We start from the raw sequence: 12,497 nt of genomic DNA on the forward strand, positions 1-12,497 counted from the left end.
GCTCGCTCCTCCTCCCGCGCCCCACGGGCCGTCATCGCACGACTCCCCCGGCCGCACGGCCGAAGAACTCAAGAGAGGCAGCAGCATGCCGTCATCCGCCGGGCCCCGCTCCACGTCGTCGGTCAGTGAACTCACCGTGAACAGAAGGGGGTTCCTGCGGACCTCCCTCGGTGTCTCGGCCGGCGTCCTGGCCGCGCCCACCTTCGCTTCGTGGCTCGGCGCCGCGGACGCGAAGGCCGCCACCGGTGCCGCCGCGTTCGTCGACGACTACAAGACCAACATTACGGCGAACCAGACCGCCGAGACCAACGCCGTGCTGCGGATCCTCGGCGGCTTCGCCGAGATATGGAAGACCGGCGGCACCTGGAACACCGGCGCGCCGCTGCTGCCCGAGATCCTGCGCGCCAACATGCGCTACTGCGCCCGCCTCACGCAGGCGCGCACCGAGGCGCAGGCCAGGGAGGCGTTCGTCTACGACCGCCAGCACCAGAGTTACGCGATGATCGGCGCGCTCGGTCCGCTCGCCGACCTGTACCGGTCGGGCGCCAAGGCGGTCACGTCGATCACCAGCGCGCCGGACACCACACCCGCGACCACCATCAGCGACGCCGTACCGGCCGGTGCGCCCGCGGGGTCCGCGATCGGCGCCGGCTCGTACACCTCGGACCTCGGCCTGGTCGCCAAGCTGGTCGACACCGTGCGCGGCCCGTTCGCCTCGGGCAACCCGGCCAAGTTCGCCTTCCAGTACCCGCGTCCGTGGCGCATGAACGAGAACAGCGAGGTCGTCGACACCGGGAGGACCGACGCGCTCGGCTTCCCCGTGTACGACTCGGACGTGGTCGTCGTGACCCAGCTGCTGCGTCAGCGCGGCACCAACGCGGCCGAGGACGGCGGCTTCCCCAGCGGGCACACCAACGCCTTCCACCTGGCGGCCCTGGCGTTCGCCTACGCCGTTCCCGAGCGGTTCCAGGAGTTGGTGACCCGCGCCTTCGAGCTCAGCCACACGCGGATCATGTCGGGCATGCACTCCACGGTCGACGTCCTCGGCGGCCGTGTCATGGCCACCGCCCTGGCCGCCGCCGCCCTCGCCGACCCGGCGAACGCGGACCTCAAGGCCGCGGCGCGCGCCCAGGCCCTGGCGTACTTCGAGGCGCAGACCGGCTCGACGGCGGACACGCTCTTCGCCTACGCCCACTCGGACGCCTCGGACGCGTACGCCGACCGCGACGACAACGCCTGCCTGGTCGAGCCCAAGCTGACGTACGTCCTCACCCGTCGGGGCCGCAGCACACCGCTGACCGTGCCGAAGGGCGCCGAGGTGCTGCTGGAGACGCGACTGCCCTACCTGGACGCCGAACAGCGGCGCGAGGTGCTGCGCACGACCGCGCTGCCCTCCGGGTACGTCCTGTTGGACGGCTTCGAGCAGTGGGGCCGGCTCAACCTGTTCGCCGCGGCGGACGGTTACGGCTCCTTCGACACCGACGTGAGCGTCGCGCTCGACGCCTCGGCCGGTGGCTTCGGTGCCGCCGACACCTGGCGCAACGACATCGACGGCGACGGCTCGCTGACCAAGCGCGGCACCGGCACCCTCACCCTGACCGGCCACAACCGGTACACCGGCGGCACCGTGGTGCGCGAGGGCGTCCTGTCCGCCGCCTCGGCGCACGCCCTCGGCCACGGCGACGTACGGGTGTCGGGCGGCACGCTGCGGGTGGCGACCAAGTCGTCGGTGCAGATCCACGGGACGTACGCCCAGGAGTCCTCGACGCTCGATGTGACGCTGCGTTCGGGCCGCGGTCCCGCCCTGGAGGTGACGCGGCGCGCGGTGCTCGGCGCGGGCAGCGTGCTGTCGCTGCGGCTCGACGCCGACAAGCCGCCGACGGCCGGCAGCGTGGTGCGCGTGCTCGCCGCCGCGGGACTGCGCGGCCGGTTCGACCGGGTGGAGCTGAACTCCGACACGCTGCGGGCCGTACCCGTCTACACGGCGGAAGGTCTGTCGGTACGACTCCTGAAGCGGTGACGCCCTGAGGGGCGGGAGCTGGTGCAGAGTAGGCGCATGAGGCGTCTCCGCATCGCTCCCGCCCCCTCGCGGCCCACGTCGTCGCGGGGCGGATGATGGCGCGCGAACTGCACCCGGTCCTGGAACCGGAGACGCCCCCCGACGTACCCGCCCCGCGGGCGGCGGGACGGTCGGGCAGGCCCTGGCTCGTGCCGCTCCTCGTCGTGCTGCTGCTCGCCCAGATGGCCTGCGCCATGGTGACCACCGCGGTGCAGCAGACGCCGACCATCGACGAGCCCGTGTACGTGGGCACCGCCGCCGACTCCCTGCACGCGCACGAGATCCGCTACAACCCCGAGCACCCGCCCCTGGGAAAGCTCGTCATAGCCGTCGGGGTGGCCCTCGCCGATCCGCGCTACGACCCGTCCTTCAGCGGCGATCAGGGGCAGGTCGGGCGGCATCTGCTGTACGAGTCCGGCAACGATCCCTGGCAGGTGATGCTGTGGGCCCGGCTGCCGGTGATCGTGCTGACGCTGGCGTTCGGGCTGGTGGTCCTCGGCTTCGCCCGTGAACTCGCCGGCCCGGCGGGCGGGTTGGTGGCGCTCGCCCTGTACACCTTCTCCCCCGACGTGATCGCGCACGGCTCGCTGGCCACCCTCGACGTGCCCGCGGCCGGCTTCCTGCTGACGTCGGTGTGGCTGCTGTGGCGGGCGCGCCGTCGGCCGCGGCTGTACGTACCGCTCGCCGGGGTGGCCGCCGGGGCGGCGCTGGCGACGAAGATGAGCGCGCTGGCAGCCGTTCCGGTGCTGCTGGCACTCGCCGCCTGGTCGGTGTGGCGCCACGACTCCCACGACCGTCGCAAGGCGCTGGCGCGGGCGGCCGCGGGGGCGGGTGTGGTGGCGGTGGCCGCGATCGCCGTCGTATGGCTCTCCTATCTGGTGGTGGATCCGAGGCTGCGCTGGAGTCCGCAGCAGCATGTGCCCGTCGTGCACGGTCTGCGGGCGCTGCTGGTCGATCTGATGCCGTTCCCGGAGGCCTACCGGGACGGGATGCGGGTGCAGTTCGGCTTCGAGAACCATCCGTGGCAGGGGTTCCTGTTCGGGCGGCTCTACACCGGCTCCCTCTGGTACTACCTGCCGGCCGCGCTGCTGGTGAAGACCCCGCTCGGCATGCTCGCCCTGTGGGCCGCGGGTGCCGTCGCTCTCGTGGCGGTACGACGGTTGCGGCCCGCGGCGCCCTATCTGCTGGCCCCCACCGCCGTGTTGCTCGCCGCGGCCATGACCGGCTCCCGGGACTTCGGCACCCGGTACGCGCTGTTCGTGCCGATGTTCCTGGCGGTGGCGGCGGCCGGTGTGCTCGCGGTGCGACGGCGGTGGGCCGTTGTCGCGGCGGGGGCGCTGGTGCTGTTCGTCGCGGTCAGCTCGGTGCGTACGTTCCCCTACTATCTGCCGTACTCCAACGAGGCGTTCGGCGGACCGGCGAAGACGCGTCTGCGGCTGCACGACTCCAACGTGGACTGGGGCCAGGACCTGGGCCGCCTCGCCGACCGGCTGCGCGAGCGGTATCCGGCGGAGCGGATCTGGCTCGTCTACAAGGGCAGTGGTGTGCCGTCGTACTACGGCATCGACGCATCCGATCCGCGCGGGGTCCCCCTGGAGGACGTGCACGGACTGCTGGTGGTGTCGGACTCCTCGGTCGCCAAGGCCACGGGCCGACTGGCCGAGTTGATCGACAGCAGCCGCTCGATCGATCAAGTCGGTCACTCGATCACGATCTATCGACGGTGACCGCACAACCCCTGGTCACAACAGTGTGTGGGCTATGTTGAGGCACTGTGGAAGACAAAGGAGGCGCACCCGTGCCATCGCCGCAGCAGGCACGCGCGCAGGCATCCGCGATCACCTCGGGCAAGTCGGTTCCGGAGGCCGAGGCCTCCCCGACCTCCCAGCTCAGGGCCCTCTTCGACCGGCCCCGGCTCTCCCCGGGGCAGCGCCGTATCGCCCAGTACCTGATCGAGCACATCACCGAGGCGGCCTTCCTTTCGATCACCGATCTCGCCGAGCGGGTGGGCGTGAGCCAGCCCTCGGTGACACGGTTCGCCGCGGCGGTGGGCTTCAGCGGATACCCCGCGCTGCGGGAGAAGCTCCAGTCGATCGCCCTCGGCACGCTGGCGGGGGGTCCGGCGGCCGCCGAGGAGAACAGCGGCAACGAGTTGCAGGCCGCGGTCGACGCCGAGATCGAGAACCTGGAGAACCTGCGGCGCGACTTCGCCGACCCCGACCAGCTCATCGACCTCGGCCGCAAGCTGTCGCAGTCGACCCCGCTGACCGTGCTCGGGGTGCGCATCTCGGTGTCGCTGGCGGAGTACTTCGCCTACGCCGCCCGCCGCGTCCATCCCGACGTACGGCTGGTGACCCTGGGCGGCAGCGTCGCCTACGACGCACTCCTGCAGTCGCGCGAGGCGGGCGGCACCTGGGTGCTGGCGTTCTCGATGCCCCGGCACGCGCAGGAGACCCTCACGGCCGTGCGGGTCGCACGCAGCGCGGGGCTGCGCGTCGCCCTCATCACGGATCTGGCGCTCGGTCCGGTCGCCGACGAGGCGGACATCGTCTTCGCCACCGGCACCGGCTCCCGCCTGGTCTTCGACTCCTACGCCGCCCCCGGGGTGATGGCCGCCGCGCTGCTCCAGGCCATGACCGACGCCGACCCCGAGCGGACCCAGGCCCGGCTCGAGGAGTACGAGCAGATCTCCGACCAGCACCAGTTCTTCCTGCGCGACTGACGCGGCGGGCCGACACGGCCCCTCCCGGCCCTCTCCGGCCACACCCGACGAACCAGATCACCAAGGGATCAATCGTCTTATTTCACGCATGAATGTTTTCATACGTCTTGCAAACCGGACGGCATATATAAATACTGCTCACGGATCGCCCCCGGCCGCTCCCGGGACGCGTTCCGCACCCCCGTCCCCACCCTTCGCAACAGCCCGCAGAAAGCCGACGGTCCGCCCATGCGCACGCTGCACCATCCGCCGCGCAGGCGCCGTCTGCCGTCCGGGCCCCTGCGCGAACACCCGAAGCCGCCGCCACCTACCCGCGACGGCGCCTCGGGTGTTCGGTCGGGCATCGCCTCGGCGAGTGCCCGCGGCGGCCCCGGTCATCCCCTAGGCCGGGGCCGCCCATACCCGTCGGACCACCCCCTCCTGACGCCGCACACCCGGAAGAGACGGCCATGACTCCCATGACTCTGACGACCACGCGCATCAGCCCGGACTGGCCCTGCCAGGTCAAGACTCCCGGCAGCTACGACTGGGAGCGCTCGGCGGCGAAGTGGCTGCGCGAACTGGTGCCGGCCCGCTACGCCAGCTACCCGGCGCTGATCCGCCACCCCGTGCTGCTGGCCCGGCATGCGCACATCCAGGTCCAGCAGGAGATCCGGGTCGCCCGCACCGCCCTCCAGACCGCCCGCGCCGACCTTCCGGGGCTCGGGCTGCCCGAGTCGGTCATCGAGCACACGATCAAGCTGTACGCGGCCGAGGTCCTCCAGCTACAGCACATCGCCCGCAGCGTACGGGCGGTTTCCCAGGCTCTCGTCGAGCACAGCGCCGGACGTTGACCAGGGCGCACTTTCGAGTGAAACCGGTCCTGACAAGGCGGCGATCGCACCGGGTTCCGTGTGCGATGCTCGTCGCGTGACGAGCGAGCCCGCCAGCCCAGCGGAGTCCGGCGCCCCCGACACGGTCGCGCTGGCGAAGATCGTCGCCCGCCAGCGTGCCGAGATGGACCGGCTGCGTGACCAGGCGGCGACCTCGGCTGTCGTGGAACGGGCCAAGGGCGCCCTGATGGCGCTGACCGGGTGCTCCCCGGACGCCGCGGGCGAGGAGCTGGCGCAGCGCGCGAAAGCGGCACACCACACGCTGCTGGAGGAGTGCTGGATCACCCTCGGCGGCCTGGTCCCACCGGACCCGACCGCCGCCTCCGCGGACGCACCGGGACAGGACGCCGTCGTCCACGCCTTCCGGGGCCCGGCCGACGACGCCCTCGACCTCGGACGCCTCGGCCGGGCCCTCGTCCGCATCGGCACCCCACAGGATCTCGCCCGGTGCCTGCTCGAGCATCTGACGCCCGGCACGGAGTCGGACGCGGTGATGATCTTCGCCCGGCTGCCCGCCGGGGCGCTCGAACTGGTCGGGCACGCCGGCATCGACGAGACCCTGGCCGCCCAGTGGCGCCAGGTGCCGCCGCTCAGCGGGATCGCCGCGCTCGACGCGCTGCGCACCGGGGAGCCGCGCTGGCTGGAGGACATCGAGACGGCCCGCGAGCGGTACCTCCTCATCGGGGATCCCCCCGAACGCTGGCTCTCCCGTGCCTGGATCCCCGTGCTCACCAAGGACCGTGCCGACGTCTGCATCGGGGTCCTGCGCACCCGCGGCGGAGAGTTCACCCCGGCCGTCCGGGAGCATCTGCTCGCCGTCGCGCGGCTGTGCGCCGGCCGGCTGCGCGCGTTCGATCCACGCCGGGGACCGTCCACCGACGCCGCCGTGGACGCCGTGCAGACGGTGTTCGACGCGCTGCCGGGCTCGACCATGCTGCTCACCCCGCTGCGTGCCCCATCCGGTGAGGTCGAGGACTACCGCATCGAGGCCGCGACCGAGGAGACGTTCGACGCCCTCGGCCGTACCGGCCGGGACCTGCTCGGTCTGCGACTGCTGGAGTGCTTCCCCACGCTCGCCGGTGATCCCCTGTGGGAGGGGTGCCGGCACACGCTGGCCACCGGAGAGGCGTACGACGGAGCGCCGTTCGCGCAACAGGAGGTGGTGGCGGGCGTCGCGGAGTTGTCCACCTACTCCGTGCGGGTCACGCGGCTGGGCGGCGGACTGGCCGTCAGCTGGCTGCGGCACGACTCCTCCGACCGGCAGGAGCAACGGCTGGCCGACGTCCAGCGGCTGGGGAACCTGGGCTGGGCGAACTGGAACCTGATCACGCACGACGTCAGCTGGTCCTCGCAGGTCTACACCGTGCTCGACCGGGACACCGCGGCCGGTCCGGTGCGCCTGACCGCGCTGCGCGACCTCGCGGTGCCCGAGGACGCACCCGCCCTGACCCACACCGTCGACGAACTCATGCGCCGGGGCCGGCCCTGCGCGATGCCGTTCCGGATCAGGGCCGCGGACGGGATCCGGCATCTGCGGCTCGTCGCCGAGGCGGTCACCGACGTCCACGGCACGCCCGTCGAGGTGCACGGCTTCGTCCAGGACCTGACCGCACAGCGCAGCGCAGAACTGGCCCTCGTCGAGAGCGAGCAGGCGATCGTGACCCAGCACGACGTCCTGCGCGCCGAACGCACACTGGCCGCCCGACTCCAGCACGCCCTGCTGCCCCTGCCCACCCGCCCCGTACAGCCGGCCGGGCTCCAGGTCGAAGTCGCCTATCTGCCCGCCCAGTCCGGGATCCATGTCGGCGGCGACTGGTTCAGCGCCATAGAACTCCCCGACGGCGACGCCCTGTTCGTGGTCGGTGACGTCGCCGGACACGGCATCGACGCCGTCGCCACGATGGCCCAGCTCCGCTTCACCGCCAAGGGCATGGTCATCACGGGTTCTTCGCTGACCGGTGCCCTCGCCCGGCTCAACACCCTGCTGCTGCACTCCCGCGACACCCACGGCACGGCCACCATGATCCTGGCCCGCTACACCCCCGACCGGCACCGCCTGGTGTGGGCACAGGCCGGGCATCCGGCGCCGCTCCTGCTGCGTGCCGGCGAGGCCCGCTATCTGGACCGGCCGCGCGGCATGCTCCTCGGGGCGAGCTCGGCACCGCACTTCCAGGAGGCCGAGTGCGTCCTCGAACCGGGCGACCGACTGCTGCTCTATACGGACGGGCTGGTCGAGCGGCCCTCCGAGGGCATCGACCGGGGCTTCACACGGCTCGCCGAGGCCTTGGTGACCTACCATGGCGACGAGTCCGGCTCCCTGGGGTCGATGCTGGCGGACCTGCTGGAGAGTGATCGTCGGGACGACGTGTGCGTCGTCGACATCCGGGTGCCGTTCACCGACCTCTAGCACCGCTTCCCTTCGTCATTCCAAAGAGCCGCTGAGATTGCTGGGACCGTTTCACTCGTCGCCGCGATGGCGCCAGTACCACAACGCGCCCACGACGAGGGCCACCAGGAAGACGGCGGGCAGTACGAGGCCCGGGATGCGGGAGACGCTCATCAGCATGGCCTTCGGCTCGGACGGGTGCGTCCATCGTGAGGCCCGTCGGCGCGGGGTCCCGAGCTCTTTCCCCTTGTGTTACCCGGCGTTCGAGAGGTCAGCCCGTACGGGACTCCAGTGCGAGCCGGGTGTCGTCGCCGTACACGCCGGTCTCGTCGCCCCGGATGCCGTACCAGACCTGGAAGCGGGCCACGGCCTCGGTGAGGACGGCGTCGTAGGTCCCGCTGGTGGAGCCGTTGTCGTAGACGTTCGGGATACGCAGCAGGCGTTGCTGAAGGTCGGCCACCTCGGGGCCGCTGGCGCCCTCGCGCAGGGTGCCGGGCCCGTCGGGGTCGGTGGCGGCCGGGGTGGTCACGGCCGAGGGGGTGGGAGTGGCGGACGGGGTGGGAGTGGCGGACGGCGGGGGTGCCGCGGTGGCGTCGCCGCGGCCCGGCAGCAGGAGGGCGCAGCCGAAGCCGATGAGCGCCGCCGCGCTCACGCCGACCGTGATGGCGGCACGCCGCAGACCGGGGCCGAAGCCGAAGGGACGGGCGCCGTCGCGGGCGGGGACGGGCGGCAGTTCCTGTGTCTCGTCCTCGGTGCCGGACAGCCGTCGCGGCATCACCACGGACTCGTAGCGGGTGCTCTCCTGCGGTGGTTCCCTGAAGAGTTCCGCCAGGGCGTCGGTGCGACGGGGGCGCAGCACCCGGATCGGTTCCAGGGGCAGGGGGTCCTGCGGCCGGCCGCGCTCGGGCGGTGTCGGCATCTCGCTCTCCTTCCGTCCCGTAGCCAGGGGCCGGGTCCGTCCCCTCGCGGAGTGATACGCGGCCACGGCCCGCTGAGTTCAGCGGATCCATCCATCGATAAACGATCGATACGCTCACCTTGGTATGAGCTATTGAGCGTTTGATCGATGCCGTGCTAGAAACCGCCGTCATGACGACTCGTTGGTCACGCCGCGGCTTTCTGGCCGCCAGCACCGGTACCGCTGTCGCTGTCGGGCTCCCGGCCCAGTCGAGCGCAACCCCCGTGTCCGCCCTCCAGGCGGCGGAGGCGGACGAGTTCACGGCGCTGCGGGCGAAATGGCGCACCCTGCTCCTCGGCGAGGGGTTCAGTCCCACCGCCGAGCCGTTCCGGAGCCGGCTCACCGAACTGGGCACCACCGCGGCCCAGTTGCAGTCCTCCATGGCGCCGGTGTCCGGCTCGCTGTGGCCGGATCTGGTGTACGCGGATCCGGAGCCCGACACCGACCAGGAGTCGTACGGCTACTCGGGGAACATGAACGCGAGCTACAACCGGCTGAGCACGCTCGCGCAGGCGTACCGCCAGCAGGGCACGGGGCTGACCGGCGACGCGGGCCTGCGGTCCGCGATCCTCACCGGCCTCGACCACCTGCACTCCGAGGTCTACCACGCGGGCCGGGCGCGCTACGGCAACTGGTACAGCTGGCAGATCGGCGCACCGCAGGCCCTGCTCGACGTGTGCGTGCTGATGTACGACCAGCTGGCGGCGACACAGATCACCGACTACGTCGCCGCCGTGGACCACTTCGTGCCCGACTCTGCCGTCGCGAGCTACTCCGGCACCAGCACCGGGGCCAACCGCGTCGACCTGTGCCGGGTGCTGGCGCTGCGCGGCATCGTCGGCGGTTCGTCCGCGAAGGTCGCGCTGGCCCGCGACGCCCTCTCCCCCGTCTTCCCGTACGTGAGCGGCGGCGACGGTCTCTACCCCGACGGCTCGTTCATCCAGCACACGACCGTGCCGTACACCGGCTCGTACGGTTCGGTCATGCTCGGCGGCCTCGGGATGCTGTTCGCGCTGCTCACCGGGTCGAGCTGGGCGGTGACCGACACGAACCGGCAGATCGTGTTCGACGCCGTGGAGAACGCGTGGGCGCCCTTCCTCTACAACGGGCTCGTGATGGACGGGGTGTCCGGCCGGGCGATCAGCCGGGGCCTGTCCGCGACCGACCCTAAGCAGATCCAGCAGAACGATCACCTGCGCGGTCATCCGATCCTCGCGTCGATCGTGCTCCTCGGACAGGGCGCGAGCACCACCGAGAACGCCCGCTGGCGCGGCCTGGTCAAGGGCTGGACGCAGCGCGACTACTACAGCCCGCCGATGAGCAACCCCTCACTCGGCCTGACGAGCCTGGCCCGGCTCAAGAACGTCCTGGACGACACGTCCGTCACCGCGATCGCCGAGCCGACCGGCCACCGCCTGTTCACCAACATGGCGCGGGCCACCCACCGCAGACCCGGCTGGGCCGCGTCGATCAGCATGGCCGACCGGCGCGTCACCCACTACGAGACCGGCAACGGCGAGAACCTGCGCGGCTGGCACACCGGTTCCGGAATGCTCTACTGGTGGGGCGACACCTACGCCAACGGCCAGTACAGCGACGCCTTCTGGCCCACCGTCGACCCGTACCGGCTGCCCGGCACGACCGCCTCGCGCCTGGCGCTCGCGGACGCGGCCGGCGGCGACTGGGGCGCCTCCCTGCCGGACGTGAACTGGGTGGGCGGTGCCACGGACGGACAGCGGGCCGCGATCGGCCAGTACCTCAAGGGTCTTCAGTCCACGCTCCTGGCGAAGAAGTCGTGGTTCTGTCTGGACGACTCGATCCTGTGTCTCGGCGCCGGCATCAGGTGCACCGACGGCACGACCGTGGAGTCGACGATCGACAACCGCAACCTCGGCCCCACCGGCGGCCACTCCTTCACCGTCGACGGCACCGTCAAGCCGGTCGCCTACCCCTGGTCCGAGACGCTCACCGGCGCGACCTGGGCGCACCTCGGCGGCATGGGCGGCTATGTCTTCCCCGGCGGCGCGACCGTCCGGGCACTGCGCGACTCCCGTGAGGGCACCTGGAGCGCCGTCAACAAGGGCGGCTCCACGACGGTCCTCAACCGCAAGTACCTGACGATGTACGTCGACCACGGCACCGACCCGACGAACGGCACCTACGCCTGTCTCCTCATGCCGGGCGCCTCGGCCGCCCAGACCCGGGCGCGGGCCGCCGCCACGACCTGGCTCACCGTCCTCGCCAACACCGACGACCAGCAGGGCGTGTCCGTTCCCTCGCTGGGCTTCACCGGCGTCAACTTCTGGTTCGGCGGCACGGCCGGGAGGCTCGTCGCGAGCGATCCGTGCTCGGTGATGATCACCGAGAGGAGCGACGGCACCGCGGTGATCTGCGTCAGCGATCCGAAGCGGACGAACACGAGCCTCACCCTCACCTGGAACCGGGCGGTGTCCGCGGTGGTGTCGAAGCCGTCCACGGTGACCTCGGCGACCACGGGATCCGCGCTTCAGCTGGTCTTCGCAGACATGACCACCCTGGCCGGTGCCACCCAGAAGATCACCGTCAGGCTGGGGTGACTCCTCACGCCCCGAGGAACCGGTGCAGGGACGCCTTCATCGCCGCCACGAAGGCGTCCCTGCCGCCGTCGTCCAGCGCGTCCAGGGACAGATAGGGGTTCAGGTCCTCCAGTTCGACGAGCAGCAGCTCGCCTCCGGGTGCACGGCAGGCGTCGACGCGCTGGATGCCGTGGCCGATGGCGTTCCAGTCGATGAACCGGCGGGCGAACTCGAGGTCGTCGTCGGTGGGTTCGTAGGGTTCCAGCTGCCAGCGCCGGTCAGGGTGCGGCGCGTACAACGCGTACTGGAAGTCGTGGTCGACGAAGTAGAAGGACACCTCGTAGGCGAAGTCGACGCACGGCTGGACCAGGACACCCTCGCCGACGAGGTCGCGCACACGGTCGCCGGTCACGATCCGCAGACCCATCGAGTCGGCACCGAGCTTCGGCTTGACGACATACCGGTCCGTCTGCGGCAGGCGGTGCAGGTCGTCGGCGTCGTCGACCGTGGGGATCACCGGGTATCCCGCCGCGCTCAGGTCGAGCAGATACTGCTTGCCCGCCATGTCGGCCTTACCGGACAAGGGGTTGTAGACGCGGGCCCCGGTCGCGGTCGCCCGCTCGCGGAAGGCGTCGTAGGCGTCCTGGTGGGTGAGGACGGGCCCGCTGTTGCGGACGACGACGGCGTCGAAGGCGTCCATCAACGCCGCCGCGTCCCGCGGGTCGCACAGGGCGAGATCGAAGTCCTCGCGCAGCCGTGAGGTGAGGAATATGTCCTCGTCGCAGTAGCGGCGCCCGCGAGCCTCGTAGGCCAGGTCGGTGACGTACAGGATGCGGGGCATGCGGGTCTCCTCGGCGGCTGCGGCGAGGGGCGATCGTATGCGGCACGCCTCGGTCGAACAAAATTCCGGCCTGCGAGATCCTGCGAGGTCCGCGCGCTCTACGA

The 12,497-nt window shown here is 71.4% G+C and carries 8 protein-coding genes; 6 read left to right on the forward strand and 2 right to left on the reverse strand.

Annotated elements, in window-relative coordinates:
- Positions 1–85 precede the first annotated feature (85 nt).
- From ACIOHP_RS35435 to ACIOHP_RS35455, 5 genes are all read left to right on the forward strand, one after another.
- On the forward strand, positions 86–2,020 hold the full coding sequence (locus tag ACIOHP_RS35435; RefSeq protein WP_401893808.1) for a phosphatase PAP2 family protein: 1,935 nt from the start codon (positions 86–88) through the stop codon (positions 2,018–2,020).
- A gap of 92 nt (positions 2,021–2,112) precedes the next feature.
- Positions 2,113–3,786, forward strand: coding sequence for a phospholipid carrier-dependent glycosyltransferase (locus ACIOHP_RS35440; RefSeq protein ID WP_401893810.1), 1,674 nt, complete (start codon positions 2,113–2,115; stop codon positions 3,784–3,786).
- A gap of 71 nt (positions 3,787–3,857) precedes the next feature.
- Positions 3,858–4,781 carry a MurR/RpiR family transcriptional regulator gene (locus ACIOHP_RS35445; RefSeq protein WP_266819376.1) on the forward strand — a complete coding sequence of 308 codons (924 nt, stop codon included), beginning with the start codon at positions 3,858–3,860 and terminating at the stop codon, positions 4,779–4,781.
- Positions 4,782–5,239: 458 nt separating this feature from the next.
- Positions 5,240–5,614, forward strand: a complete 375-nt coding sequence (locus ACIOHP_RS35450) for a hypothetical protein (RefSeq protein WP_307037012.1) — start codon at positions 5,240–5,242, stop codon at positions 5,612–5,614.
- Between the two features lie 76 nt (positions 5,615–5,690).
- Positions 5,691–8,060: a SpoIIE family protein phosphatase gene (locus ACIOHP_RS35455; RefSeq protein WP_401893812.1), complete on the forward strand. Its 2,370-nt coding sequence runs from the start codon at positions 5,691–5,693 to the stop codon at positions 8,058–8,060.
- Positions 8,061–8,310: 250 nt separating this feature from the next.
- Here ACIOHP_RS35455 and ACIOHP_RS35460 read toward each other — a convergent pair whose 3' ends face one another.
- A complete protein-coding gene (locus tag ACIOHP_RS35460; RefSeq protein ID WP_401893814.1) occupies positions 8,311–8,958 on the reverse strand; it encodes a peptidoglycan-binding protein in 648 nt (215 codons plus the stop codon).
- A gap of 170 nt (positions 8,959–9,128) precedes the next feature.
- On the opposite strand from ACIOHP_RS35460, the gene ACIOHP_RS35465 reads away from it, so the two are divergent.
- The gene (locus ACIOHP_RS35465) at positions 9,129–11,573 is read left to right on the forward strand and encodes a polysaccharide lyase 8 family protein (protein ID WP_401893815.1); all 2,445 of its coding nucleotides are present in this window, start codon (positions 9,129–9,131) and stop codon (positions 11,571–11,573) included.
- 4 nt (positions 11,574–11,577) lie between these two features.
- Here the strand turns inward: ACIOHP_RS35465 and ACIOHP_RS35470 are convergent, their stop codons facing one another.
- Positions 11,578–12,393 (reverse strand): hypothetical protein, encoded by an 816-nt coding sequence (locus tag ACIOHP_RS35470; RefSeq protein ID WP_401893817.1) that lies wholly within the window; start codon positions 12,391–12,393, stop codon positions 11,578–11,580.
- Between the last annotated feature and the right edge of the window lie 104 nt (positions 12,394–12,497).

Origin of the sequence: Streptomyces sp. NPDC087859 (assembly GCF_044742595.1) — a bacterium.
In the GTDB taxonomy this organism is placed as follows: Bacteria; Actinomycetota; Actinomycetes; order Streptomycetales; family Streptomycetaceae; genus Streptomyces; species Streptomyces canus_F.